Annotated in this window: 29 protein-coding genes, 1 tRNA gene and 4 pseudogenes; 26 read left to right on the top strand and 8 right to left on the bottom strand. The window is 51.0% G+C overall.

Annotated features, from left to right (window positions below):
* Positions 1-5: 5 nt before the first annotated feature.
* The 13 genes from KWG61_RS12850 to KWG61_RS12790 all read left to right on the top strand — a co-directional run bounded on the left by KWG61_RS12850 (position 6) and on the right by KWG61_RS12790 (position 5,332).
* Complete coding sequence (locus KWG61_RS12850; protein ID WP_242744131.1) at positions 6-209, top strand: hypothetical protein; 204 nt, start codon at positions 6-8, stop codon at positions 207-209.
* Positions 206-1,033, top strand: a complete 828-nt coding sequence (locus tag KWG61_RS12845; protein ID WP_242744129.1) for a hypothetical protein — start codon at positions 206-208, stop codon at positions 1,031-1,033. Before KWG61_RS12850 ends, KWG61_RS12845 begins: the two co-directional genes overlap by 4 nt.
* Positions 1,003-1,674 (top strand): FtsK/SpoIIIE domain-containing protein, encoded by a 672-nt coding sequence (locus KWG61_RS12840; protein ID WP_242744128.1) that lies wholly within the window; start codon positions 1,003-1,005, stop codon positions 1,672-1,674. The genes KWG61_RS12845 and KWG61_RS12840 overlap by 31 nt, the downstream gene beginning before the upstream one ends.
* The gene (locus KWG61_RS12835) at positions 1,644-2,216 is read left to right on the top strand and encodes a hypothetical protein (protein WP_242744126.1); all 573 of its coding nucleotides are present in this window, start codon (positions 1,644-1,646) and stop codon (positions 2,214-2,216) included. The genes KWG61_RS12840 and KWG61_RS12835 overlap by 31 nt, the downstream gene beginning before the upstream one ends.
* 89 nt (positions 2,217-2,305) lie before the next feature.
* Positions 2,306-2,569, top strand: coding sequence for a hypothetical protein (locus KWG61_RS12830; protein ID WP_242744123.1), 264 nt, complete (start codon positions 2,306-2,308; stop codon positions 2,567-2,569).
* A gap of 56 nt (positions 2,570-2,625) precedes the next feature.
* A complete protein-coding gene (locus KWG61_RS12825; RefSeq protein ID WP_242744121.1) occupies positions 2,626-2,904 on the top strand; it encodes a hypothetical protein in 279 nt (92 codons plus the stop codon).
* Positions 2,901-3,155 (top strand): hypothetical protein, encoded by a 255-nt coding sequence (locus KWG61_RS12820; protein WP_230266752.1) that lies wholly within the window; start codon positions 2,901-2,903, stop codon positions 3,153-3,155. The genes KWG61_RS12825 and KWG61_RS12820 overlap by 4 nt, the downstream gene beginning before the upstream one ends.
* 109 nt (positions 3,156-3,264) lie before the next feature.
* Positions 3,265-3,558, top strand: coding sequence for a WXG100 family type VII secretion target (locus KWG61_RS12815; protein WP_230266751.1), 294 nt, complete (start codon positions 3,265-3,267; stop codon positions 3,556-3,558).
* Positions 3,559-3,661: 103 nt separating this feature from the next.
* Positions 3,662-3,946: a WXG100 family type VII secretion target gene (locus KWG61_RS12810; protein ID WP_230266750.1), complete on the top strand. Its 285-nt coding sequence runs from the start codon at positions 3,662-3,664 to the stop codon at positions 3,944-3,946.
* Entirely contained in the window at positions 3,943-4,125 is a 183-nt protein-coding gene (locus tag KWG61_RS12805) for a hypothetical protein (RefSeq protein WP_230266749.1), read from the top strand. Before KWG61_RS12810 ends, KWG61_RS12805 begins: the two co-directional genes overlap by 4 nt.
* Positions 4,100-4,381 carry a hypothetical protein gene (locus KWG61_RS12800; protein WP_242744119.1) on the top strand — a complete coding sequence of 94 codons (282 nt, stop codon included), beginning with the start codon at positions 4,100-4,102 and terminating at the stop codon, positions 4,379-4,381. Before KWG61_RS12805 ends, KWG61_RS12800 begins: the two co-directional genes overlap by 26 nt.
* Before the next feature lie 5 nt (positions 4,382-4,386).
* Positions 4,387-4,866: a hypothetical protein gene (locus KWG61_RS12795; RefSeq protein ID WP_242744118.1), complete on the top strand. Its 480-nt coding sequence runs from the start codon at positions 4,387-4,389 to the stop codon at positions 4,864-4,866.
* A 229-nt stretch (positions 4,867-5,095) separates the two neighbouring features.
* Positions 5,096-5,332 carry a DUF4176 domain-containing protein gene (locus KWG61_RS12790; protein WP_242744116.1) on the top strand — a complete coding sequence of 79 codons (237 nt, stop codon included), beginning with the start codon at positions 5,096-5,098 and terminating at the stop codon, positions 5,330-5,332.
* Between the two features lie 72 nt (positions 5,333-5,404).
* Here the strand turns inward: KWG61_RS12790 and KWG61_RS12785 are convergent, their stop codons facing one another.
* From KWG61_RS12785 to KWG61_RS12775, 3 genes are all read right to left on the bottom strand, one after another.
* Positions 5,405-5,830, bottom strand: a complete 426-nt coding sequence (locus tag KWG61_RS12785; protein WP_242744114.1) for an HTH domain-containing protein — start codon at positions 5,828-5,830, stop codon at positions 5,405-5,407.
* A gap of 209 nt (positions 5,831-6,039) precedes the next feature.
* Positions 6,040-6,270 (bottom strand): hypothetical protein, encoded by a 231-nt coding sequence (locus KWG61_RS12780; protein WP_242744112.1) that lies wholly within the window; start codon positions 6,268-6,270, stop codon positions 6,040-6,042.
* 8 nt (positions 6,271-6,278) lie between these two features.
* Entirely contained in the window at positions 6,279-8,042 is a 1,764-nt protein-coding gene (locus tag KWG61_RS12775) for a peptidylprolyl isomerase (protein ID WP_242744111.1), read from the bottom strand.
* Positions 8,043-8,776: 734 nt separating this feature from the next.
* On the opposite strand from KWG61_RS12775, the pseudogene sufC reads away from it, so the two are divergent.
* From sufC to KWG61_RS12730, 9 genes and pseudogenes are all read left to right on the top strand, one after another.
* Positions 8,777-9,591 (top strand): annotated as a pseudogene (gene sufC, locus KWG61_RS12770) (Fe-S cluster assembly ATPase SufC).
* A gap of 4 nt (positions 9,592-9,595) precedes the next feature.
* Entirely contained in the window at positions 9,596-10,384 is a 789-nt protein-coding gene (locus KWG61_RS12765; protein ID WP_230266742.1) for a SufD family Fe-S cluster assembly protein, read from the top strand.
* Positions 10,323-11,668 (top strand): annotated as a pseudogene (locus KWG61_RS12760) (aminotransferase class V-fold PLP-dependent enzyme). Before KWG61_RS12765 ends, KWG61_RS12760 begins: the two are co-directional and overlap by 62 nt.
* Positions 11,658-12,095, top strand: coding sequence for a Fe-S cluster assembly sulfur transfer protein SufU (gene sufU, locus KWG61_RS12755; protein WP_230266740.1), 438 nt, complete (start codon positions 11,658-11,660; stop codon positions 12,093-12,095). The pseudogene KWG61_RS12760 and the gene sufU overlap by 11 nt, the downstream one beginning before the upstream one ends.
* A pseudogene (gene sufB / locus KWG61_RS12750) lies at positions 12,073-13,501 on the top strand (Fe-S cluster assembly protein SufB). Before sufU ends, sufB begins: the two are co-directional and overlap by 23 nt.
* Positions 13,502-13,738: 237 nt before the next feature.
* Positions 13,739-14,020 (top strand): 5-formyltetrahydrofolate cyclo-ligase, encoded by a 282-nt coding sequence (locus KWG61_RS17780; protein WP_367614388.1) that lies wholly within the window; start codon positions 13,739-13,741, stop codon positions 14,018-14,020.
* Between the two features lie 70 nt (positions 14,021-14,090).
* On the top strand, positions 14,091-14,741 hold the full coding sequence (locus KWG61_RS12740) for a GDSL-type esterase/lipase family protein (RefSeq protein WP_230266737.1): 651 nt from the start codon (positions 14,091-14,093) through the stop codon (positions 14,739-14,741).
* Between the two features lie 406 nt (positions 14,742-15,147).
* Positions 15,148-15,825, top strand: coding sequence for a hypothetical protein (locus KWG61_RS12735; RefSeq protein ID WP_242744109.1), 678 nt, complete (start codon positions 15,148-15,150; stop codon positions 15,823-15,825).
* Positions 15,822-15,971 carry a hypothetical protein gene (locus tag KWG61_RS12730; RefSeq protein ID WP_242744108.1) on the top strand — a complete coding sequence of 50 codons (150 nt, stop codon included), beginning with the start codon at positions 15,822-15,824 and terminating at the stop codon, positions 15,969-15,971. The genes KWG61_RS12735 and KWG61_RS12730 overlap by 4 nt, the downstream gene beginning before the upstream one ends.
* Positions 15,972-16,119: 148 nt before the next feature.
* On the opposite strand, the gene KWG61_RS12725 is transcribed toward KWG61_RS12730, so the two are convergent.
* Positions 16,120-16,326: a cold-shock protein gene (locus KWG61_RS12725; RefSeq protein WP_230266735.1), complete on the bottom strand. Its 207-nt coding sequence runs from the start codon at positions 16,324-16,326 to the stop codon at positions 16,120-16,122.
* Positions 16,327-16,989: 663 nt separating this feature from the next.
* Here KWG61_RS12725 and KWG61_RS12720 point away from each other — a divergent pair.
* The 4 genes and pseudogenes from KWG61_RS12720 to KWG61_RS12710 all read left to right on the top strand — a co-directional run bounded on the left by KWG61_RS12720 (position 16,990) and on the right by KWG61_RS12710 (position 20,889).
* Positions 16,990-18,687 carry a cellulase family glycosylhydrolase gene (locus KWG61_RS12720; protein WP_242744107.1) on the top strand — a complete coding sequence of 566 codons (1,698 nt, stop codon included), beginning with the start codon at positions 16,990-16,992 and terminating at the stop codon, positions 18,685-18,687.
* Positions 18,688-19,043: 356 nt separating this feature from the next.
* Positions 19,044-19,196 (top strand): annotated as a pseudogene (locus KWG61_RS17775) (leucine-rich repeat domain-containing protein); the annotation flags it as partial.
* Positions 19,197-19,202: 6 nt separating this feature from the next.
* A complete protein-coding gene (locus KWG61_RS12715; RefSeq protein WP_242744106.1) occupies positions 19,203-20,420 on the top strand; it encodes a leucine-rich repeat domain-containing protein in 1,218 nt (405 codons plus the stop codon).
* A gap of 385 nt (positions 20,421-20,805) precedes the next feature.
* Positions 20,806-20,889: transfer RNA gene (locus tag KWG61_RS12710), tRNA-OTHER, on the top strand.
* A gap of 144 nt (positions 20,890-21,033) precedes the next feature.
* Here the strand turns inward: KWG61_RS12710 and KWG61_RS12705 are convergent.
* Genes KWG61_RS12705 through KWG61_RS12690 form a run of 4 tightly spaced genes read right to left on the bottom strand, consistent with a single transcriptional unit; the run spans position 21,034 to position 23,603 of the window.
* Positions 21,034-21,996 (bottom strand): hypothetical protein, encoded by a 963-nt coding sequence (locus KWG61_RS12705; RefSeq protein WP_242744103.1) that lies wholly within the window; start codon positions 21,994-21,996, stop codon positions 21,034-21,036.
* Positions 21,993-22,208, bottom strand: a complete 216-nt coding sequence (locus KWG61_RS12700; RefSeq protein WP_242744101.1) for a hypothetical protein — start codon at positions 22,206-22,208, stop codon at positions 21,993-21,995. The genes KWG61_RS12705 and KWG61_RS12700 overlap by 4 nt, the downstream gene beginning before the upstream one ends.
* On the bottom strand, positions 22,192-22,719 hold the full coding sequence (locus tag KWG61_RS12695) for an RNA polymerase sigma factor (RefSeq protein WP_230266731.1): 528 nt from the start codon (positions 22,717-22,719) through the stop codon (positions 22,192-22,194). The genes KWG61_RS12700 and KWG61_RS12695 overlap by 17 nt, the downstream gene beginning before the upstream one ends.
* 35 nt (positions 22,720-22,754) lie before the next feature.
* On the bottom strand, positions 22,755-23,603 hold the full coding sequence (locus KWG61_RS12690; protein WP_242744100.1) for a hypothetical protein: 849 nt from the start codon (positions 23,601-23,603) through the stop codon (positions 22,755-22,757).
* Between the last annotated feature and the right edge of the window lie 143 nt (positions 23,604-23,746).

Genomic DNA, 23,746 nt, shown 5'->3' with positions numbered 1-23,746 from the left:
AAATTGTGCCGTATGCCTTTCAATCTCCGGAGAAACCGGCGGAATTTGAACTGGAAGCGTTCGTTCGGGATGAATCCGACGAATATACGCGCATGCCCTCTCCCGCCGGAATGATGGTGATCAGCTCGCTGGTGTCGGCACTCAGCGGTGCACTGCTCAATCCCGGTGACTGGAAAACGCTGGGGCATCTCTTGTCGGGGCGGGAATGAGCGCAGCTGCATTTGGCGGATGGTATGGCTGGCAGGGCCGCAAGCAAAAGCAGAACATTTTTCGAAAAGCGCAGAAGACGCAGGAAAGCTATCTGGCGTACTTAAACCGGGTAGCAAACGAAATGGAAGAACGGCGCCAAAAGAAAACAAGCGCGTTTCAAAGCGAAGCGAAAACACTCTGTCTTCTCGAAGACACGCTTCGTCATGGATGTCTGCGAAAGGACTGGGCCATTCCCGCCGGCGTTCAGTTTTCCTCGTGCATCACGCTTCGAAAGCCGAAAATCAGCTGGCAGACCGAAAATCCCAAAGCCCTCGAAGCCGTCCATCGACTGGAAGAGATGTGCTTCAGCGCACCATCCTGGTCTTTTCTGGAACCAGGCAGGACGATCACGCTTTCGGATTTGGACGAATCGGCCCTGCTTGATCTTTTTCTCATATGGTGCCATATGGTCTATTCTTCCGGACGGCGTTTTGCGTGGATCGGTTTTTCTCTGGAGCAGATGCCGGTTCATTCCGCCTGCTTTTTCGAACAGACACCGCTCTGCTTTCCGCATGTGCAGGCATTTTCTCGTTTTGCCACTCTTCATCCGTCTTTGGAGTGGACGATCTGTTCGCGCCAGAAACTCTTTGCAAGCCAGCTTCCTGCAAATGCTGCATGTATTGAATTTCTTCCTTGTACTTGCAAGACGTCTCTTTCAAAACCCGAAGGGAGACGGCCCCGATTCGCCTGTCGCTGGATCGAACGCAAAAACGGCAGAAACTGCGAGCGAGCGGCTTTGGTCTGGCATCCGATTTGTTCAGTCTGCCGGTTCCCAGCACAGTAAACGAACCGCTCTGGAGCTCGAGCAATCTGAATTTGCGCATTGAACTGGCGCCAGGCGTGTTCTGGGACCTGGTTCAGGATGGCCCGCACGCGCTCGTTGCCGGAGCGACGGGAAGCGGAAAAAGCGAAGGATTAAGTACCCTGCTGCATTTGCTGGCATGGCAAAATCCGCCCTCTCGGGTTCAGTTCATTTTGATCGACTTTAAAGGCGGCGCGTTTGGCGGACCGCTTCTGGCGCTGCCGCATACCGCCGGGTTGATGACCAATCTTCAGGCGGCCTCGATTGAACGTATGGAAAAGGCTCTAGAAAATGAGCTGAACCGGCGCCAGAAAGTCATTGCAGAACAGATACAGCAGCAGGCGGCAGGAACAGAAACGGCGCCATTTCCTTTCAGCCATCTGTTCATCTGCGTGGATGAATTTGGTCAGCTGAAAGCCCGCTGTCCAGAGTTCATGAAATCGCTGCAGGAAACGGCACGAATTGGAAGAAGCCTCGGCGTCCATCTGATTCTTTCCACACAGAAACCGGCCGGTCTGGTGGACGAGCAGATCTGGGCCAATTCCAGAAGCCGCCTCTGTTTTTCCGTTCTGGATTCCGGAGATTCCAGGAAGTGCTCGGGCATGACGGGGCGGTGCATTTAAAGCAGCCGGGAGAGTTCATTCTTCAAGTGCAGGGAAGTGCAGAAAAGCGCGGGCGCGTCTTTTATCTCAAGGCGCCGGCGGATCAGAAAAGTTCCGTCGAATATCTCGATGAAAACGGCCTGTGGGCTTTGCAGCCAAGAAGAAGCCTGCAGGATCAGATCGGCGAGACGATTGCCGCCAGGGGACTGCCCCATGAATGGATTCTCTGTCCCGATCCGCTCGAAGAGAAAGAACACTCAGATCAGATTCTCATCGATGAAATCCATCGAACGATTCCGTTTCGACTGCCGTGCGGACCGATGGCCATGGCTGGAAAAGAAAAGACACTTCGACACGCTTTATCGCTCCTGGTATCGAAGGAAGAAAGAGCGGTTTATTCCACCCTGAATTTTGAAGGGGTCGATCAAGTCATTGCGCCGGAATGCCTGGACGCCCTGCCGGAAGAGATTGGTCCTGCGATTTTCGTCCTTGATGATCCCGCCGGCTTTGAATCCGCTATACGTCAGATCGATCGGCTGCCGCAAAAGCGGCCATCACTCTGATTCTGGTCTTTACGACCGTCCCTTATGCGCGGTCTTCCTTTATCGGCACACTCGACTGTCGCATTCTTTTCGATCTGGCCGATCGGGAAATGCGCGCTCTCTTTCTGGGAACCAGCGTACCGGGTCAGGTTAAGGAAAACGAAGCGATTGCGAGGATCCAAGGCGAAAAGAAGCGGCTGATTCTCGGTCAGAAAAGGGCGCAGCAGACCATTCGGCCCTGGTTTTATCGCCTGCCCGAATGCCGCCTGCGACTGAAAGCTGACGAGATTGAAGAAGAACCGGGTGATCTGTTCATGGCTATCGATCTTTCCAGTCGATCCCCTTTGTTTTATCGAGGGCAAAAACGACTCTGATTATCCTGACGCCGGCAATGGGGAAAGCCGCCCGTTGTTTGCAGCGAAGACTGTACATGCAAAATCCGACGGCGGTTCCATTTGAACAAAACGGATCCGCTTCAAACGGAACGAATTTTGAATGTCTGGATTTAAGCCGGGCGGATTCTGTCCAGATCCAGGCCGTTCTTCAGGAAAAAACGAGGCAGGGAACTGTGCTCCTGTTTGGGCACCCGGAAAACGAATGGATGTACAGTCTGGGCCTTCGCCTGCCGTATCCGTGTGAAGGCAATGCGCTCTGGATCGAAGACGGACAGGTTTTCGATGTGCAGACCGCCGCACTGGACGAGCCATGATTTTGCATCTGACCCTGACGGATCGAAAGACGTATCTTCTTCGAATAGCAAATCCAGCCTGTCTGGTGCTGAACGATCTGCTCGATTTTCTGCCCTTTCTTTCAGGCTATTCGCGCGCGGAAAGTGCCTGGTATCTCGAAGAAGAACACGGACTTGTGGATGGGGAAACGAGACTGAGCGATCTGCCGATCTGCGATCAGGATCATCTGCTTCTGTTTCCAATCACGTCCTGCGAATCTGACCGGAAATAAAAGCAGAATCCCCCTCAGCAAGAGCAGAAAACCAAAAGCGGCCGCACACAGCGGCCGGATAAATGAGAAAAACGAATGGGAACACGGATGTGTTCAGAAAGGATAGCGTATGCGAATTGTTGCGGATTTTAATGAGATTTCCCGGACCGGAAGAACGCTCAAAAGCCGGGCCGGCGAATACGAAACGCTGCTGAGCCAGATGATTCAGACGATGAATGAACTGCAGAGCCAGTGGCAGGGCGAAGACAGCGCAGCCTTCATGGCAAGACTTGAAGAACTGCGTCCGAAAATGCTGCAGCTGAAAAACGCGATGGACGCTTATGGCGACCGCCTGCTCCACGACGGGGAAGCGTATCGCGCACTGCAGGAAAATCGTACGCTCAATGCCAGAAGACTCGGCTGAGATTACGAAACACGAGACAGCTTCCAAAAGGACAGACTCATATGACCGAAAGGGAAGGTCTTCAGCTTAATCCATACATAACGAAAAAGAGGAGGAGAAAGTCATGTCATCGATTACCATCAGCGCGGATCAGCTTGAAAGCTGTGCCGCTCGCGTAAGCACTCTGAAAACCGAGATGGAAAACACGTTCAACAGTACGCGTTCCCTGATTCAGGGCATGAATGCCTACTGGCAGTCGCCTGCCGCAAACGACGCGTTCGCGCAGTTTGAACAGCTCAGCCCCATTTTTCCAAAATATATCGAACTGGTCAGCGCCTATTGCTCGTTTCTGAGCGACACCGCGATGAGCTATCGCCAGAACGAGGAAGCGCTTGGCGGCAAAGCATGAAAGAAGCGTATTATCGCTCGCTCTACTGGAGTCTGAGTCAGCTGAAAAACGCATTGCCATCTTCTTTGGAAAGCGCCGAGCGCGAGGCCGTTCTGCGGCGAATTCACCTTCTCCAAAACCAGATCCAGGCACAGATTCAGGAGCTGAACTGGAATGACCTTCGACACCCAGGACTTTAGAGCCCTTGCTGCGTCCATACGGGCACTGAAACAGTCAGCTTCCTTTACCAGTCCAATTCTCAACAGCCGCCACGCACAGATCATGAATTCTCTCGACCAGCTTGCGGCTTTCTTTGAGCGAACCGCCGATCTGATCGAGAACAACGAAGCGTCGCTGTACGATCGCCGCGTGGTCTATGTGGCCAATACCCCCGGCTGGAACACGTCCTTTGTCACCCATGGAACGGGTGCCGGTCTTCTGAGGGGAGAACGGTAAACGCCGTGATGGGTGCCAATTACGCGTATCAGGCCGGCGGCTGGACCTGGAGTCAGGACCATCTGTACGCGTATGCGAATTACGACTGGCTGTCGATCGGAATTTCGGGAAACGTTGGATTTCGACTGATGAAAAACAATCAGATCAATCCGCGGCTCAGTCTGCAGACGCAGGGACAGGCCCATCTCTTTGGAGCAGAAACCGCTGCAGGTGTGGATCTGGGGCTGTTTGATGCGTCGGTACGCGCCGCAGGAGAAGTCGGCTCGGTCCGCGGAGAGGCGAAATGCGTTTTCTCCGTCGACGAGCAGGTAATTTCCGCTCAGGCTGGGGCTGCCCTGGCACGCGGTGAATGCGAAATGGCTTTCGATCTGGCAGGCCTTACGATCACGATGGGCCTTTCCGGCTCGGTAGGCAGTGTAGAAGCCGGCTTTGAATACGCCAATACTCCGGGGTCTGGGGAGTCAGCGTTAACGGCGCGCTTTTAGCTGGTGCCGGTCTCAGCGTTCGCGTTGAATACAACTAGGTAAGTCGAAACCGGTTTGAGAGATTCACTACAGAGTAAATTTCGAAAGAGGAAACAGCTATGGAAAAAGAAGAAAGCAAGCCGCAGGATCGAACGGACACTTCAAAGTCGGAAAAACTGTCGTCACCGGGACTGAAGCCCTTTTGCCTCTGGGCAGCATCGTTTGCCTGAAGGAAGGGGATAAGCGGTTTATGATTATCGGTCGCGCCCAGCAGGATGTCACTACGGGCCGACTGTATGACTATGCGGCTGTTGGCTGGCCAGAAGGACTGATCAGTGCGAGGCAGACGTGCATGTTCAATGCACCCGCTATTCAAAGTCTGGTTTTTATCGGCCTGCAGGACGAAGAAGAAATCCAGTTTCGCAGGCAGATGGACCAGAAGTGGGCAGAACATCTCAAAAACTCTGTGTCCACTGCAGCATGCTGAACGGCGAAAAAACAGACAAAGCCGGCAGGCCTTTCCAGGATCTGGAAGCTTGCCGGCTTTACTTTACCTCTTTTAGGGTTTCTTCAGCTCTTTTGTATGCAGCTTTTGGGGAAGAGCATCCGATGCCTGCTCAGATTCGATACTTTCTGGCATCAGTGATACGGAGAATTCTTTTAGCGAATCAATCTCACGTCGTAAGGCCTCAGCTTCCGCCAGAGCCTTCTGATACTTCCAAGCCGGAACGGTATTGTTCTCGCGCGGTTCTCGCTGCTTTTGAAGTTTTTGAACGAGATTGTCGATTCTTCGCTGACCAATCCAATTCAGATCGTAGCCAGCTTTTTCAAAAACATCACGCGGATTCTTACCGCTCTGAACGTACTTCCAGAGCTGGTCCTTAAACGCAGGCGTAAATCGAATGGAGTGCGCAGACACAAAATCTGTGTTTGGATTTTCGCTCAGAACTTTCACCTGATCTTGTGTGAAACAGGAACGTGGCATACTTGATCTCTCCTTACCGCTCGCGTTGACGGTAAACCTGTTGTCGCATGTTCGGATCATCCGGGAAACCGATCGATTCCAGAGAGGGAGAGTGACAGGAATCCTTTTGCGAGAGTTTTCGCTTTCTTGCAAATCCGGATTTATCCATCCAGATGGGTACAAAAAAACAGCCCTCTTTTCAGAAGGCTGTGGGATTGGAAACGTACGATTTAGGCAGCTGCGGACTGGCTGTCATCGGATTCAGTAAGATCCGGACGGGTTACCAGATATTCTGGAGAGTTGGCTTTGAAGGCATCGAAGATTTCCTGATCGTGCACTTCGAAGGCATATTTCTTCAGGTAGTAAATCTGGCAGTCCTTGGCAACGGTCTGGTTGCTGGAAAGTGCGCTGATGATGTCCTTGAGGTTGGCGTCGTAATCGGTGGATACAACGGAAGCCACGTAATAGGTCACATCGTCGGTCGACGTGTCGCTGGTGAAGACCTGATCGAGCAGGCCGTCTTTGCTGGCGTCGAGAATGGCGTTGCGGAGCGTTTCCGGAAGGCCGCTGTCCTGCGTGGAAACGATCTGTTCGCTTCCGGTATAGGTGGCGTCGGCCTTGGCGTACTGCGCGCCGACCTTTCCGGCGTCTTCGCCTTTTTCAGGGCTTCGAGCGCCTTGTTGGCGTTGTCTTCGGAGTCGGTTTCAATAATGAAGGCTTTCACCGGATCGAATTCCTGAATAATTTCTTCTTTGGCATCGGTGAAGTACTTTTCTGTCAGCTTGGTGGACTGGATGTTGGGGATCAGAACTTTGTTGATGAAATCCTCAGCACTGTCGTAGCCGTTTTCCTTGAGCTGATCTTCAAAGCCGTCTACTGCGGTGTAGGTATCAAGCGTGTTCTGCGCTTCTTCCTTGATTTCATCGGTTACGCCGATTTCCTTGTCCGCAATCTTGCAATTGGCAATGGACAGGACGCCGTTGGTTCCGGAAATCTCTTTAAATACGTTATATTCGTCGCCTTTGGTAAAGGTCGTCTTGCCTACGGTCATCAGTTTCGCAGAAGATTCTGGAACGGATGTATTGGCCTGGCATCCGGCAAACGTCATGGATGCGCAGAGGGCGGCAAGCAGAAGCGGTGTTTTGTATTTCATCTTATTCACCCTCCTGAGTCTTTTTTCGCTGCTGGCGGCAGAAGACTGCTCGCTGGATTCTTTTGCGGCGCTTTCAACTTCGGCTTTCTTTGTTGTCTTCGCACTTTCAAAGGCGTCGAGCTGTTCCTTAATCGATTTTTCCATCTTTTCCTTTACGGAATCGTCTTCGTAGGTGATATCGAGCTTGGATGCTGCGTCTTCAACAGCGGCAGCTTCCAGTCCGTTTACGCTTCCGGTCAGGGAAGTCACGATGGCTTCGATCACATCTTCGTCGCCGCTGTCCATCATGGCTTTCGGATCGGTTTCGTTTACATACACTTTGTAGAGGGTAACCATTTCCATGCCGTCAGGCTGAACGGTGATCCAGTCGGATACGCCGCCTTTGGACAGGGATTTTGCAGCGGAGAGCACATTGGAATCGAGATCGGTTGTGTTCTCGTCAATGTAGCCATAGAAGCCGCCGTCTTTTGTGTTGTCGCTGTCGGAGTATTCCTCAGCAACTTCCGCAAAGTCTTTTCCTTCATCGAGGGCTTTCTGGATGTTGTCCTTCTTTTCCTGCGATGCATCGGAAAGAACGTCTGCGTTTGGTACCTGCATGGTGATGATCGAAATGGTTCTTCCGCTTTCCGGAACGAACATGCTCAGTTCATCAAAGTGTTCCTTGAGGTAATCGGCGTCAAGCTTGCGGATCTTTTCCGCCGTCATGGCGTAATTATAAGGCGCATCATCTCCTGTAAACCCGTAGGAAGCCAGCGTCTGAAGAATGGACTGACGGGTTTTGCCGGTGCTGTCCGACTTCATGTTGTTTTCAATGTTTTTGGCGATCTGTTTCGCGTTGGCTTTCATTTCCGAATCGGCTTCGACGCTCTGGTCTACAACCGCGTTGCGATACATGTTGTAGAGAACGTTCGAGGAGTTCGAGGAAAGCTCATCGTAGAGATCTGTACTGGTGATGTCGCCGAAATTCAGGGAGGCAACTACATCCTGGCCGTCGACTTTGCGGGAGTTTACGTTATCCTTGTTCAGATCGATGACGAAGTAAACAAGTACACCAATAAACGCGATCGCAATCAGTGTCACAAACCAGTATTTTCTTAAGAATTCTGACATTGCGTTTCGCTGCAAATCTCTTCCGGCTGCAGCTGAATCCTTTCTTTTTCTGTGATCCGGAAGAGAGGAAAAAGGCGGGCAATAGAACCGGTTCCTTTTGAGAATCAGTCAAAATTATACGAAAGGCCTCTATAAAAAGCAATGTACCGGCCAAAGAGGGAACAGGGATTGCCGATGTCCCTGTGTGAAGGCGATGTCCTGAATGGGCGCCTTTTTATGCTCATTCTGCGCTTTTGAAAAGCCTTTCGAAGTGCCTTTGGCTTTCAGACTGCCAGCCGAGCGTAAAAGGCGGATTAAAACCGGTTTTCCAAACGGGTAAAGTCCTCTATTTACTTTGCGTCCTGCCGGAATGCTTTCCGCCTTCCAGAAATGGATCCATATTATTAGACGAAAGTATTTAACGAGCAGTTTTAAGAAGACGTTCGGAAGCAGAAAGGGGCACGATCGTTTTTGAGACTGTATCTGCCCGTTTTGAGACTGTATCTGCCCGTAAGGAAATACGCTGATCCGCTCCATGCTTTTATTTACCCGCTCGCTTTTCAAAGGAAGAATGCGGCAAGTTACACCTCCTGGTGCGAGTGTAGGAAGCCCGGTTTTTATAAAGATGAAAAATAACTCACAAATACAGCTTGCCGGTTCGCTCTTAAAGGGGATAAAACGGTTTTAGAGTATACTGATTCTGTTAGTGAAATGAGGTATCAAAAATGTCAACATTGGAAATTAGAGATCTTCATGTCAGCGTTGAAGGCAACGAAATTTTAAAAGGCATTGACCTGACCGTGAACTCCGATGAAATGCACGCATTAATGGGTCCCAACGGCAACGGTAAATCCACCCTGCTTGCCGCAATCATGGGCAACCCGAAATATACAGTCACCCAGGGCAGCATTACGCTCGATGGAAAAACGTTCTCGACATGCCTGTCGACGAACGTTCCAAGGCAGGCCTGTTTCTGGGCATGCAGTACCCGAGCGAAGTCGCCGGCGTAACCAATTCCGATTTTCTGCGTACCGCGATTAACGCACGCAGAGAAACCCCGATTTCTCTGTTTCAGTTTATTAAGGGAATGGACCATGCGATCAATGAGCTTCACATGAAACCGGATCTGGCCCATCGCTTTCTGAATGTCGGTTTTTCCGGCGGCGAAAAGAAGCGCAATGAAATTGTGCAGATGCTTTTGCTGAAACCGACGATGACGATGCTCGATGAAATTGACTCCGGTCTGGACGTCGACGCTCTGCGCATTGTTTCGGAAGCCGTTTTGAAGGCGAAAGAAGAAGATCACATGGGCGTTATCGTAGTTTCCCACTATGCCCGCTTCCTGGACTATCTGAAGCCGACGCACGCTCACATTCTGGTCGACGGCCGCATTGTCGTATCCGGCGGACCGGAACTGATTCATAAAGTCGACAGCGAGGGCTACGACTGGATCGAAAAAGAGTACCACGTTCACGCCCGCAAGGAAGAAAAGCCAAACCCCGTCCTGCTCGAAAACTGCGGCGCCAAGAAAACGGAGTAGGCCCATGGAGAGGACATACAGAAACCGGTTTGAAGACCGGATCGATTTGCATGAGGATGTCCGTCTTGTTTTTGATGCGCATTCACAGGGCAGTATCCTTCTTTTCGTCGATGCGAAAGAAGATACCCTTTCTCTGGATTTTGAAGCCGAACCTTCAAGCCAGGTCCGCGTTTTTATTCAGAACGTAACGGAGCATGCCCTTCGACTCGATATCACGGCGCGCTCCAAAGCCGATTCGAACGTAAAAATCGGTCTGCTCGATCTGCAGGACGAACCCTGCGAAATTCATTTTGACGGGGATCTGATCGAACAGGGAGCCGATCTGGATTTCTATACTGCTCAGCTCTGCCTGCGCGACAAGTTCAAGAAAGGCGTTCTGAATCTGAACAACCTCGTGCCGCATACTTTTGGCAACATGCACAACTTTGCGGTCTGCTTTGACGGTGGCAATTACGAAATGGCCGCAGCCGGACGGATTGTCAAAGGCGCTTATGCCAGCGAATCCCATCAGGAAACCCGCGTTCTGACGATGGGCAAGGACCACAAAGCTGTAGCAATACCGATTCTTTATATTGATGAAAACGATGTAAAAGCATCCCATGCGCTGACCATCGGTCAGCCGGATGCCGAACAGCTGTACTATCTGCAGTCCCGCGGTCTGTCAACAAGACAGGCAGTCGGTCTGCTTTCCATCGGCTATTTCAAGCCGGTCATCTCTCTGATTGCAGACGATGACGTGCGCAGTGAAATTGAAGTTCAGATGGAACAGAGAGTTGGTCTATATGAATATTAAAGAAAATATTGAACAAATCCGTGCCGAGTTCCCGATCCTGAAGCGGACGATGAACGGTCATCCCGTGGATTATCTCGACAGCAGCGCAACGACCCTCAAGCCGCAGTGCGTCATTGATGAAGTCGTTCGCTATTACACATACCTTGGTGCCAACGCCCACCGCGGCGACTACGAAATGTCCGCCCAGGTCGATCATGCCTTTGAAGGCGCACGAAAGACTATGATGGAATACATTCATGCCGCCCGTAAGGAAGAAATTGTCTTCACGTCCGGAACGACCGAATCGCTGAATATGGTCGCGTTAATGGTCGTTCGCGAAATGCTCAAGGAAGGCGATGTTATCCTGACATCCGAAACCGAACACGCTTCCTCGATTCTGCCGTGGGAGCAGGCCGGCTGTGAAAAAGGCGTCGAGACCAAGTTCATGGAACTGACTGAAGACGGCCGTGTGACCATCGAAAACTTCCAGAAGGCGCTCGATGAAAATCCAAATGTAAAAGTCGTTGTCATCGCCCAGGTTTCCAACGTGCTCGGCTATGCTGCGCCGGTAGAAGATATGGGAAAAATCTGCCACGACAAGGGCATTCTCTTTGTGGTGGACGGCGCACAGTCCGTTGCCCATCTGCCCATCGATGTGCAGAAAATGAACTGCGACTTCTTCTGCTTCTCCGGCCACAAGATGTGCGGTCCGACCGGTGTCGGCGTACTGTACGGCCGCTTTGAACTGCTCGACAAGCTCACTCCGGTGTTCTACGGCGGAGAAAGCAACGCCCGCTTTTACAAAGGTTGCGATACGCTCGTACTGCGCAAGACGCCTTTGAAATACGAATCCGGCACCCAGCCGATTGAAGGCGTCATGGGTATGGCCACGGCAGCGCGCTATTTGAAAAAATCGGGCTTGAGGATATTCATGCGTATGAACTCGAACTCAAGAAGCATTTTGTCGAACGTGCCACCAAAGAGCTTAAGGACAAAATCAAGCTTTACAATGCCGATTCTCCAAGCGGCATTATCACCTTTAACGTCTACGACAAGGGTCAGCTGATCTTCCCGCAGGATATGGCCAGCTATCTTTCGTCCGCAGGCATCGCCGTCCGCTCCGGCCAGCACTGCGCCAAGCTGATGGGCGATATTATTAGGAACCGGGCACCGTCCGTGCCAGTCTTTATTTCTATAACGATCTTGAGGATGTCGACCGTCTCGTGGATGCCATCAAGGATGCCACCGTCGAGAAGTGTCTGGATATTTTCTTCTAGGAAAGGCGGAATTTACGATGTCGATTGATCCTTCTTACTACCGGGATATTATCCTGGACAACTACAGCTATCCCCATAACAAATCGCTTTCCGATGAGGCGGATTACCATTCCCGCCACATGGCCAGCGATTCGTGTATTGACGATATTACCGTGCAGGCCAAGTTCAAGGACGGAAAAATTGAAGACGTCCGCTTTGACGGAAAAGCCTGTGCGATTTCTACCGCGTCTACTTCCATTCTGACCGAACTGCTCAAAGGCAAGACGATTGAGGAAGCCCAGAACATCATCAACAACTACAACCAGATGATTCAGGGCAAGCCCTACGATCCGCAGGTGCTCGATGAAGCCGTCGTTTTTGAGGGCGTTTCGAAGCAGCCAAACCGGATCGGATGCGCAACCATCGGCTGGAAGGCGGTGCAGGAAATGATTGATGAAGAGGAGGCCGGCAAATGAGCGATCTGAAAAAGAAGAAGTGCAGGCGCTCCAGGATACCGACTACAAATACGGTTTTCACGACAGGGACACGTCGGTATTCAACACAGGCAAAGGACTGAACGAAGAAGTCATCCGTGAAATTTCGGCGATCAAAAAGAGCCGGAATGGATGCTGCAGCGGCGTCTGGATGCCTACCACTGCTTTGAAAAATGAAAACCCGGACTGGGGTCCGGATCTGAGCCATATCGATTTTGATGAGTTCACCTACTACATCAAACCGAGCGAACGGCAGGAACAGAGCTGGGACGAAGTTCCGGAAACGATCCGCGATACGTTTGAAAAACTCGGTATCCCAGAAGCCGAACAGAAATATCTGGCCGGCGTTTCCACCCAGTATGAATCCGAAGTTGTGTACCACAACATGCTCGAAGAAGTACAGGAAAAGGGAGTTATCTTCCTCGATACCGATTCCGCGCTTCGCGAACATCCGGATCTGTTCAAAAATACTTTGGAAAAATTATTCCGTATTCCGATAACAAGTACGCGGCGCTGAACACCGCGGTATGGTCGGGCGGCAGCTTCATTTACGTGCCAAAAGGCGTAAAGCTCGAAAAGCCTCTGCAGTCCTACTTCCGCATTAACTCGCAGGCTTCCGGTCAGTTTGAACGGACCCTCATCATCGTCGATGAAGGGGCGGATGTGCATTACGTGGAAGGCTGCACGGCCCCGATTTATTCCAAGGATTCTCTGCATGCGGCCGTTGTTGAAATTTACGTACACAAAAACGCCAAATGCCGCTACTCGACTGTACAGAACTGGTCGACCAACATCATCAACCTCGTAACCAAGCGTGCCGAGGTGCGTGAAAACGGTCATATGGAATGGATTGACGGAAACATCGGTTCGCATCTGAACATGAAATATCCGTCCTGCGTACTCGTGGAACCGTACGCGAAAGGCACGACGATTTCGATCGCCGTCGCCGGCAAGGAGCAGATTCAGGATGCCGGTGCGAAAATGATTCATCTCGCGCCGCATACGTCGTCTACCATTATTTCCAAGTCCGTAGCCCGCAGCGGCGGGAAGTGAACTACCGCGGCTGGGTCGTTCATGGAAAGAAAGCCGACTATGCGAAATCCAAAGTCGAGTGCGATACGCTCATTCTCGATAAGATTTCCCGTTCCGATACCATCCCGCTGAACCGTCAGCTCAATCAGACTTCCCAGATCGAACACGAAGCAACGGTTTCTAACATTTCCGAAGAACAGCTGTTCTATTTGATGAGCCGCGGCCTTTCGAGAGCCAAGGCGACGGAAATGATCGTCATGGGATTCCTGGAACCCTTTACCCGCGAGCTGCCGATGGAATATGCGGTTGAGCTCAACCAGCTTCTCAAACTGGATATGTCCGATTCGATTGGCTAGATTTTACGATGATCGACCGATCCGAATGGATAGAGAAAAGAAAGCAGATTTCGTCGCGCGATCTGAAAAACGAACAGATTGCGAGGCGGATTCTGCCTTTTTAAAAGCCTCTTCGTGCATCGGGTATTTTTATCCAGTACGCCAGGAAGCGGACATTTTCTCGCTGCGGGATCCGGGCTGGACCTTTGTCCTGCCGCGCGTACTCGATAAGACGAAGATGGCTTTTACGATTCCACAATTTTAAAACCCGGCGGGTTTGGCATCCCGGAACCCGTTTCCGATGAGGAAATTGTCCCGGACGTTCTTGTCATTCCTTTACTCGTATTCTGCGATGGATACCGGATCGGATATGGCGGCGGCTATTACGATCGCTATCTGGAAAAGCATCCCGAATGCCTGCGCATCGGAATTGCCTTCGATGAGCAGGAAGGTCAGTTTGAGCCCGAATCCTGGGATCAGCGGCTGGACTGGATCATCACGCCGACACGAACGCTGCACTACGATCGAAACGGCCAATAAATCCGTCAGACCGCCAGTTTGTTTTGTACAAATGCGTTTAGATGCGTTTGGAAGAAAGGAGAAGCACTGTATGGCAGACCGCAAAAACAGGAAACGGATCCTGATTTTCGGGGATTCCAATACGTGGGGCTGGGATCCGCAGACCGAGGATCAGCGGCATGACCGCTTTGTGGAGCGCCTTCGAAGCGACTGTCCCGAATATGAAATTCTGGAAGAAGGCATGAATGGCCGGGTGCTCGATGGGCCGGGCTATTTGGGTCCTGAATCCGGATCCGCCTCGATACGAAAAGCGATTGAACGAAATCTCCCGCTCGATCTGATTGTGATCGCTTTAGGAAGCAACGACGCCAGACGGATGTATTCACCCTCCATCCGCGTCTGGAAAGCGAATCTCGATGCGTTTTTAAACGCCTTAAACGCGGCGAGAACTCTGTGTCCGCATACGCCGGGGCTGCTGGTGAGTCCGCCTTTGTTAAATGCAGAGGCGATTGACAGGGAAATGCTTTCGACCTTTTCGCAAAGCGGTCAGCGCATTCTCGAACAGGCCCAGAGCGAGATCCAGAAAGCGGGAGAAGAAATCTGCTTTTATACGTTGATCAGCAGTGAGATCGGTCTGTATGGAGGCGGCTATGACGGCATTCATCTCGATGCCAGCGGGCATCTGCGACTTGCCAAAGCTCTGGAAGAGAAATTTCATACGATTTTTGCCGATTCGAAATGATTCTCGATCAACGCGATAAATGCGAAAAAGAATTTCACGGATTCTGCTCGAGCGCATTGTCCAACCTGTGACGGGCAAACGAGCGTTCAAACAGACCGGCGTGAAATATGCTGGAAAGGAAGACTGGACAAAAGTCCGGTCTGGCCAAGTGAACTGGAAAGAAGAATGAACATGAGTGTACTTGATCAAATTCATGCGTTCTGGGCACGGTTCTGTGATGAAGAACCAGCGCTTCTGAAGGCATTGCAGGAAAAAACTATGATCAGCTTTCGGAAATTCTCGATACGCTGAATTCGCTGTCCTATGAAATCAGCGGCGCGCATTTCTTTGTAGAAGATCGTGCGGAAGAGCCGGAAATGACCTTTGATACCGGTCCGGATAAAACGACGCAGCTGATCTGCGAAAAATGAAGGAACTTGCACCAGAGTCCGTAAAGAAAACCTGGATCATCAACGACACGCTGCCGCCGCTCTCGCAAAAGGCGATCGAAGCCTCTTTGCAGATTAAGGAGGAACGCTATTCGCTTTTTGACATGACGGTCTTTTATCAGATCGATGAGAAAAACCATTCTTTTGTCTGCAAAGTGTACTGCCCTGGCTTCTCGCTGGTCGACAATACCGAATACAAGCGGGAAATGTCGATCTATCTGGTGGAACTGGCCATTGGCGAGAAAGAACTTGAGGCGTATGTCGGGATCGTAGACTATGTCGACGAGCCGGAAAACGGCGTCGATTTCTGCAATCTGACGGAGCTGTATGAAGTCATTCTCGACACAGCGGAAAAACGGAAATGGCCGCAGTATGAACATCCGACCGATATTTATACCGTCTTCAAACCGCACGAAGATTTTGCGAGCGATTCGCTGCGCAAGGATATGAAGATTATTTTCACCACCCATCCTTCGCTGATCGAAGAATCGCTGGGAAATAAGAGCGATGTTTCGCTTGATATTAAATCCAGAGAAGGGAGTACGGCTACATTTATTACGCCAACCTGTTCGACGCTAAGGAAGACGCGTCGTTCCGGCAGGCCCTTTCGACTCAGATCGAAAATATTCTGGCGCCGCTTCACTGCGCCAAGGTGATCGGCGGAGCCATCGGCAAGTCCTATTCGTATATTGATCTGATTCTTTACGATGAGCCGATGTTCCAGAAGGCATTTGCGCAGATCCAGCAGCAGCTCAAAAGCAAAGTGGATCTGCATTACCGCAGCTTTGGACAGGAAGCCTAACGGACCAGCGGACCGCTCAATTCAAATGTAAAAACACTGGACAACAATAGAAAACACAAGGGAGAGCTGTCGACTCAGCGTCGATAACTCTCCCTTTTGAACGAAAAAGAGCGCGGATGCGCTCAATTTTTTCATTTTTCGGTTGTGATTATTCAGCAACAGGTGTCACGTTAGCTGCCTGTTTTCCACGATCGCCTTCAACGATGTCGTAGGTAACAGTCTGGCCTTCCTCGAGGGAACGGTAGCCTTTCTGGTTGATGGAAGAGTAGTGTACGAATACGTCTTTTCCATCTTCACCAGTGATGAATCCGTAACCCTTTTCGGCGTTGAACCATTTCACTTTTCCAGTGTTCATGTTTTACCTCCCGGAATAGATTGGAAGATTTTATTATTAAAAGAGAGCTTTTAATGCGAACCTGGAAAACGAAAAAGCTGCGAATATCCAGTTTCTAAAAATCAGTATGAAATCTATCCTTTACATCAGCAATTATATAGACTTTGGATAAAAAGGTCAAGCAGGTTTCTGTTTTCAACAAACACGAAATATGTCATTTAACAATGTAAAAAATACAAATATACTTTATATAAAGATCATATATCTATGGGGCATGCTTTCAAAAAACTTTCACTGCCTTTCGCAGGGCCGCTTGAGTGTAGAGAAAACGTTTAAAATCCGCTGTGAAAAGGCAAAGGTTTTTCCATGCGGCTGGCGATAAAACCGCGTGAGCTTTCCTCTGTTTTCAGCGCTGAAGGAAGGCGTGTCTTTTGATCGGGCACGGAATTGTCTCAGCGTGGCGAAAGGGTGTTTTCAGCCGCCTCGATATAATGGAAGCATGAAAAAACAAATCGTTTGCTGAAATCGATCGATCGAACCTTTGAAATTCTTCTTGCTTCGTCGATCGTACTTTCCTTGTCCTCACTGCCGGTCTGGGCCAATACGGACTCTTTCGACAGGTCTTTGGATGAGCAGACTCAGTCCCAAGGGACAGAGGAGGATGCAACAGACTCAAGTACACAAATGTACCGGCTGTATAATCCAAACTCTTCAGAACATTTTTATACGGCGGATCTTCATGAAAAGAACGCGCTGATCTCATATGGCTGGCAGTACGAGGGAATCGGCTGGTTTGCTCCGCAGAGCGGAGAGCCGGTGTATCGTCTGTATAACCCGAATGCGGGCGATCACCATTACACGCTCAATCTTCACGAACGGGATGCTTTGGTTCAGCTCGGCTGGCGATACGAAAAGATCGGCTGGTATTCCGATACCCAGAAACGCGTGCCGGTCTATCGCGAATACAATCCGAACGCGAAAAGCGGTGTGCACAATTTCACCACAAGCCGGCAGGAAGATCAGGCTCTGGTCCGCTTTGGCTGGAAGGCGGAAGGAATTGCCTGGTATGCGGAGAAGGAAGGCGTGCCGGTCGATCGCTCCTTAAAAGCGCTCCACGTTTCGGGAACGAAGCTTCTCGATGAGAACAATCAGGAAGTCGTTCTGCAGGGATTCAGTACGTTCGGACTGAACTACATGCCGCAGTACGTAAATGAAAATGTATTCCGCTTTCTGTATACCCAGATGAACAGCCGAGTGATCCGGCTGGCGCTGTACACCCAGGAATACGGCGGTTACTGCTCCGGTGGAAACCAGACCGAACTGAAGGCGATCATCGATCGCGGCGTGAAGGCGGCCAAAGCCACGGGGCAGTATGTCATTATCGACTGGCATATTTTGTCCGACGGCAACCCCAACCAGCATATCGATCAGGCAAAAGTCTTCTTTGATGAAATGTCCGCTAAATACGCCAGCGAGAAGCACGTTCTGTATGAAATCTGCAACGAACCGAACGGGACGGACTGGGCTTCCGTAAAGGCCTATGCCAATACGATCATTCCGATCATTCGCCGGCACGATCCCGACGCGGTCATTCTTGTCGGTACGCCGACCTGGTCTCAGGATGTAGACGTTGCCGCCCGCGATCCGCTTCAGGGCTATTCGAACATCATGTATACGCAGCACTTTTATGCAGCGACGCATAAGGAGCCGATCCGGGATAAGCTGAAAACGGCGCATGCGCTGGGCCTGCCGGTATTCGTAACGGAATTTGGAATTTCTTCGGCGGACGGCAACGGAACGATCGATCCGGCCTCTGGAAATGCATGGATCGCTTTGCTGAATGAATACGGAATCAGCCGCGTCGGCTGGGCGTTAAGCGATAAGAACGAAACGTCCGCGCTGTTCAAGCCCGGAACGACGACATCCCTCTCGCTGTCTGACCTGACCCCATCCGGAGAATGGTTTTATGAGACGTATACGCATCATTATCCAGCGCATCTGCCCAATCCAAATCCAGGACTGCCGCAGCCTTCGGATCCCGTTGAGCCGGATCTGCCAAAACCGGATACTCCGTCTTCCGGACAGAGCGGCTTTTTAAACTGGTCCCTGAAAACGATAAACAGCTGGTCAGAAAACGGGGAATACTACGTACAGTATGAACTGACGCTGACTAACAAGGAAAATCACGATGTAAACGGCTGGAAAGCGGAAATTCCATTGAATCAGGATTTCCGTGTGCAGAGCGGCTGGAACGCCGTATTCAGCCAGAACGGCCGTACGCTCATAGTGCAAAACGAAAGCTACAACGCGTCGATTGGCGCTGGACAGAGCATTGGCGGCATCGGAATAATCCTGCGATCCAGTCAGCTCTGGACCAGCTGAAATAAACAATAAACATACAGAAGCCATGGAACCGGTCGAAAACACGATCGAAGTTTCATGGCTTTTTGCAGTTTCAGGACGGAAAAATCAGAACGGGTAAAAACGGGGAAATAAGAAAAACCAGTCTTTCAGGAACAGTTTTTCTGCGCAGAAAAGAAGATTGGAAAAGGGGCAATGCAAGGGTCTTCTGTACGGCTGCTGGGAAATGCTAAATCGCCCGGATTGAAATCATCCCGTGTGGTGGATCATGTATAATAAAGGAAATCAAGCCATCGAATTGGAGGGAAAAACATGTTTATTCGCAATGAAGCTTTAGCGGAAGTGATTGCCGGCACTCTCCACAAAACCCCGAGACGCTGCAGAAAGAAGATCTTAAGGAACTGATTTCGCTCGACGCCTCCGATCGCGATATTGATACGATCGAAGGTCTGCAGTATGCCGAAAATCTCGAAAAGATCAATCTGTCCAACAATGCACTGACGAGCATTGAAGCGCTTCGTCCTCTGTCGAGCCTGGTGGACGTCAATCTGTGCGGAAACCGGCTGCGTGACATTGAACCGCTTAACGCCCATTACCAGATCAAACGACTCAACCTGTCCCGTAATAATCTGTACGTTATGGATATTTCCGCGGTTGGAAGCATGATCAACCTGGAAATCCTCAATCTGAGACGAGCCAAAATCGACTCGCTCGATTATGTAGAAAGCTGCAAGCACCTCAAGGAAATCCGGATCAATACCGAAAACGGACCGTTCAACTATTCGGTTCTGGGCATGCTTCCGGAACTTGTCCGTCTCGATATGTCGGGCATGCGCCGCTACTATATTGAAGATCTGTCTTTCCTTCGCCACATTGAAGAACTGAATCTGTCCACCAACCTGGTATCGGATATTTCTTCGCTCTCGGCGATGGAACACCTCAAGAAACTCGATGTTTCCAATAACCCGTATTTGAAAGACTACGATCCGCTGAAGGATTTCCCGTCGCTGGAAATTCTCAACCTCGACTACAACAATCCAAATGACTTTTCTTTCCTGGCCAAGCTGAAACATCTGCGCGTGCTTTCCATGGAACAGACCGGCTTTACGGATATGCGCGAGCTGAATCATATTAAGGAACTCCAGGTTCTCAACCTGTCCAAAAACGAACTCGAGCACGTCGACGAATTTACGAATGTCGAACACCTCAAAGTGCTCCATGCCGAGTTCTGTCTGCTCGATCATGTCGATTTCCTCGCGAAAGCCAAGGAACTCGAAGTCCTCGATCTGTTCACCAACCGCATCACAAGCATCGACTGTCTGCGCGACGATACCGAACTGGTGGATCTGAACGTGGGAAGAAACCAGATCCGCAGCATCGAGTGCCTGCGAGACATGCACAATCTGAAAATCCTTTCGCTCGAAAACAACAATATTTCCGACCTGTCTCCGCTGGAAGGTCTGAGCGAACTGTGCGATGTCGACCTTTACAACAACAACATCTCCGATCTGCGCCCGCTGGCCGATCTGACGTTCATTTCGTATCTGCGTCTCGATCACAACATGATCCGCGATCTCTCACCGCTTTCCAACCTGAAGTTCCTGCGCCAGCTGACGCTGAAAGCCAACTACATCAGCGATGTCAGCCCGCTCAAGGATCTGCCTCTGCTGCAGGCCCTGCGTCTGGAAGACAACCCGATTGCGGATACGTCTGCACTCGAGAAAATGGCCTTCTACGACAAATTTACGGAGTAATCCAGTTCATTCAAGACATTTGGTCCCTGAAGCAATTCGGGGACTTTTTTGCGCAGAGAACGCTGTGTTCGCCATCCGTTTGAAAGCGGGGAAGAAGAGAGACCGGCATTTTCTTTCGGAACCGTTTCGAACGGCACATGCGCATCTTCGCTGGTCCCTGGCTTTCATCTCGAGGCTTCGTTTCTCTCTGATCCTGCCTTCAATTCACCCTTCAATTCACCGCATCTGGGAAATTTTATAAATTTTTAAAAAGGGTTGCATTTCGTTTCAGGAGGAGTATGATTACACATGTTCGATGAACGCGGCGATCAAAAAACCTTCAAATCGTCAGTCAGTTTCAAAGAAATTGACACGTTCAAAGAACTGTGTTAAAGTATTCAAGCCTGAGGTCGTGGTGGAATGGCAGACACGCTACTTTGAGGGGTAGTGAGCTTAGCTCGTGTGCGTTCAAGTCGCATCGACCTCACCATTTGAAAATTCGCTTCCGCAAGGAAGCTTTTTATGCCTTGTCGGTCTGCCTGTATCCTGCAGGCGCTGACCCGACATGGACAAAGAAAAACGGTCCGGAGGAAAACCGTCTTCGAATTCGAAGAGGTTCATCCGGACCGTTTTGTCATTTTTCGGCCTGTTTCAAATATTCGGGCTGAATCGCGCAAAGATCAAAGGCTTCATAGCCGTCGTACGTCTGGCTCTTTACATAGAAACGATAGTACGGCATCAGCCAGGTACCCGTTGCATCGCTTTTCCAGATCCGCCAGATGCGATCGCTTTGCGGCGCTTCATAGCCTGCGGGCGTTTCAAATGCCCGAATGGCTTCCTCCAGACTTAAAACCGGATAGTCCGCTTCCCAGTCGGCGGTATCGAGCGGGTAGACAATGGCCTGTACGCCTCCCTTGTTTGCATAAATCGTAATGGGTCGGGCTTCGCTTGTGGAAAGCCGATCGCCTTCCGCTTTTTCTCTGGCATACACAATGAAGGTGTACGTCGTCTGCGGTTCCGTCGTACGGACGGGAATCGATTCAATGACCGGATTTTCGATTGGGAAAAGAGCGGAATAGCTTTGAACGATCTGTTCGATCTGGGCTTTTGCTTCGTCGAGGGATGACGCCGAGAAGGAAATCGCTCCGTTGACGAACAGTTCTCCCTGATCGCTGCCCACCAGATCCAGACGTCCCCAGGGCGTATCAGCCCAGATGGAGGAATTCATCAAATACGGATCGATATCGCCAATTGTCCATTGCGCGTCGATCTGCAGCGCTTTGGCAAAGGGTTCCAGCTTTTCGAGCATGCTTTCCTGATCGTCTGGGTTCAGGCGCCGCTGCTCTATGGCCTCATGCCAGCGATACACCGGAAGCGTTTCTGGCCATGCCTCGCTGGCGGCTGGATTTACGGTCTGTTCGTACCATCCAGCCGTGCCCAGACCGCCCGCATTCAGAACGGGAGTTTCACCGGAAGCGGGATTGGGCAGCGGCGTCAGATCGGCTGTGCGAACGTCCGGATTGGGACTGGCGGATGGAGTGGGCAGTACCCATCGATTCGAGTTGGGAAAGGAAGTCAAGGTAAGCAGAAGAATCATAGCCAGAGCCAGTCCCGAAGCCAGTACCGGCTTCCAGGTTCGATTAAAGAAGGACGGGCGTTTTTGATTTTCGCGTTCCTGCGTCTGGCTTCCCTTATTCTGGTCTGCTCTTCCTTCATTGCAGAAATCAGGTCCTGCTTCTGTTTAGAAGAGAGAACGGCCTTTTTCATCGTGCTGCGATATTCTTCCAGATACTTATCTTCTTCTGTCATGCAAATCCTCCTTTCCATGCTCCCTGGACAGGATGACTTTTAAATGCCCTCGACCGCGGGAGAGCAGGGAATAGACCGTTCCCGGGCGGCAGTTCAGAATCTGCGCGATCTGATCGGCAGAAAGGGATTCGTAATAGTGAAGGTAGAGGACACTTGCTTCTTTGGATGGAAGCGAGCGGACCAGATCGAGAATTTCATTGTTTTCTTCATTAGCGGGTGCCGGATCGTTTCGCGGATAGTCGGTGCGCATCTTCTGCCACCAGCTGCGATGGTAGTCCTTGCACAGATTGATCACCACCCGGTACAGCCACGCTTTGCGGTGGTCTCCATCGTGAAACGCCTGATCCGAGCGCATATAGCGAAGGAAGGCTTCCTGCACAATATCCTGCGCCTGGGCACAATCGCAGTAGCTCAGCGCCAGACGATACATGCCATCGCCGCACTCTTCTACTGCAGACTCAATTTCTTCATCGGTTTTCAGTTTCGCCTGCCTGGGCGGTTGATCGTGCATACGTACTCCTGTCTAAAATGGGCGGCCAGAGAATTCTAGATGGTCTGATAGCTTTCGAGCTGCAGAACATACCCGCGGTCGTCCTGGGTCAGTGTTCCGCCAAGAATGGCGGGGCAGCCGCCGATGGGGATGTTTCCGTCAAAACGGAGCTGGCTTCTGGAATTGGAGGTCAGCCAGAGAATCGGACGTCCCTGCTCGTCACGCGGGGCGTTCTGGCCAAGATTGCCGCTCACTTCGATGTACTGATCGAGCAGCGAAGGCGCGTTGGCGAGAACCGTCTCGACATCATATACCGTATTCGTATTTTCTTCTACGGGTGCCGAATACGGGAGCGCATTCACGCCGGAAGCCGAAAGCTGTTCGGCCGAATCGGCATTGAGGACGTACTCGCCGTTGAGTGCCTGCAGCGTTCCGGTAAGTCGTGCTTTGCAGGAACCGAAGTTCACGCAGCCCGTAAATCGCAGAGCGCTGCCGTTATCGGACAGGATGTATGTGGCGTAGCCGCCGTTTCCATCCGGCATCGCCGCCTGCGGCAGATTGCCGATGACCGAGATGCGCTGACCGATCAGCGAAGCGCCCTGAGCCAGAACGGTGTCGACGTCGTAGTCAGCGACCGGATCCGCAGCGGGCTGTTTGCTCGCTTCCTGTACGGAAGGAGCTGAAGACGCGCTGTCGTTTTTCTTTTGATCGGAAGCGTCGTTCTTCGAGTTTTTCTTTGCATCTTTTTCGTGCTTTCCTTTTTGGCTGTCGTCTGGCTTTGCGAAGCGCTCATGGACGAGCCGTCGCTCTTTGCGGCTGAAGACGGAGAAGACGGCGAAGCGCAGCCGATGGGCACAAGGGAAAGCAGACAGAGTGTGAGAACAGATTGAACAGGTTTCATACAAGAGAACCTCCTTTACTTCAAACACGATTAAGATGAGAGAATCCTTGCATAAATTTGGATATTTTTCTTTTTCGATTATTTCTTTGAAAAAAGGACAAAAAAGATATCGGACGGCTTCGAAAAGGAGCAAAAAGGGCTCTTGTT

Source organism: Allobaculum sp. Allo2 (assembly GCF_022701175.1).
Classification (GTDB): domain Bacteria; phylum Bacillota_I; class Bacilli_A; order Erysipelotrichales; family Erysipelotrichaceae; genus Allobaculum; species Allobaculum fili.
The sequence above is the reverse complement of the archived record's forward strand: the minus strand, read 5'-3'. Positions and strand labels throughout refer to the sequence as shown.

Excerpts from the sequence above, each read along its gene's own strand:
- KWG61_RS12695 (WP_230266731.1), bottom strand. The coding sequence starts at position 22,719 with ATGCACGATCAACCGCCCAGGCAGGCGAAACTGAAAACCGATGAAGAA.
- KWG61_RS12830 (WP_242744123.1), top strand. The coding sequence starts at position 2,306 with ATGCGCGCTCTCTTTCTGGGAACCAGCGTACCGGGTCAGGTTAAGGAA.
- KWG61_RS12700 (WP_242744101.1), bottom strand. The coding sequence starts at position 22,208 with ATGACAGAAGAAGATAAGTATCTGGAAGAATATCGCAGCACGATGAAA.
- KWG61_RS12805 (WP_230266749.1), top strand. The coding sequence starts at position 3,943 with ATGAAAGAAGCGTATTATCGCTCGCTCTACTGGAGTCTGAGTCAGCTG.
- sufU (WP_230266740.1), top strand. The coding sequence starts at position 11,658 with ATGTCGATTGATCCTTCTTACTACCGGGATATTATCCTGGACAACTAC.
- KWG61_RS12740 (WP_230266737.1), top strand. The coding sequence starts at position 14,091 with ATGGCAGACCGCAAAAACAGGAAACGGATCCTGATTTTCGGGGATTCC.
- KWG61_RS12735 (WP_242744109.1), top strand. The coding sequence starts at position 15,148 with ATGAAGGAACTTGCACCAGAGTCCGTAAAGAAAACCTGGATCATCAAC.
- KWG61_RS12720 (WP_242744107.1), top strand. The coding sequence starts at position 16,990 with ATGTACCGGCTGTATAATCCAAACTCTTCAGAACATTTTTATACGGCG.
- KWG61_RS12825 (WP_242744121.1), top strand. The coding sequence starts at position 2,626 with ATGCAAAATCCGACGGCGGTTCCATTTGAACAAAACGGATCCGCTTCA.
- KWG61_RS12800 (WP_242744119.1), top strand. The coding sequence starts at position 4,100 with ATGACCTTCGACACCCAGGACTTTAGAGCCCTTGCTGCGTCCATACGG.
- KWG61_RS12765 (WP_230266742.1), top strand. The coding sequence starts at position 9,596 with ATGGAGAGGACATACAGAAACCGGTTTGAAGACCGGATCGATTTGCAT.
- KWG61_RS12725 (WP_230266735.1), bottom strand. The coding sequence starts at position 16,326 with ATGAACACTGGAAAAGTGAAATGGTTCAACGCCGAAAAGGGTTACGGA.
- KWG61_RS12820 (WP_230266752.1), top strand. The coding sequence starts at position 2,901 with ATGATTTTGCATCTGACCCTGACGGATCGAAAGACGTATCTTCTTCGA.
- KWG61_RS12845 (WP_242744129.1), top strand. The coding sequence starts at position 206 with ATGAGCGCAGCTGCATTTGGCGGATGGTATGGCTGGCAGGGCCGCAAG.
- KWG61_RS12790 (WP_242744116.1), top strand. The coding sequence starts at position 5,096 with ATGATTATCGGTCGCGCCCAGCAGGATGTCACTACGGGCCGACTGTAT.
- KWG61_RS12810 (WP_230266750.1), top strand. The coding sequence starts at position 3,662 with ATGTCATCGATTACCATCAGCGCGGATCAGCTTGAAAGCTGTGCCGCT.
- KWG61_RS12785 (WP_242744114.1), bottom strand. The coding sequence starts at position 5,830 with ATGCCACGTTCCTGTTTCACACAAGATCAGGTGAAAGTTCTGAGCGAA.
- KWG61_RS12705 (WP_242744103.1), bottom strand. The coding sequence starts at position 21,996 with ATGATTCTTCTGCTTACCTTGACTTCCTTTCCCAACTCGAATCGATGG.
- KWG61_RS12815 (WP_230266751.1), top strand. The coding sequence starts at position 3,265 with ATGCGAATTGTTGCGGATTTTAATGAGATTTCCCGGACCGGAAGAACG.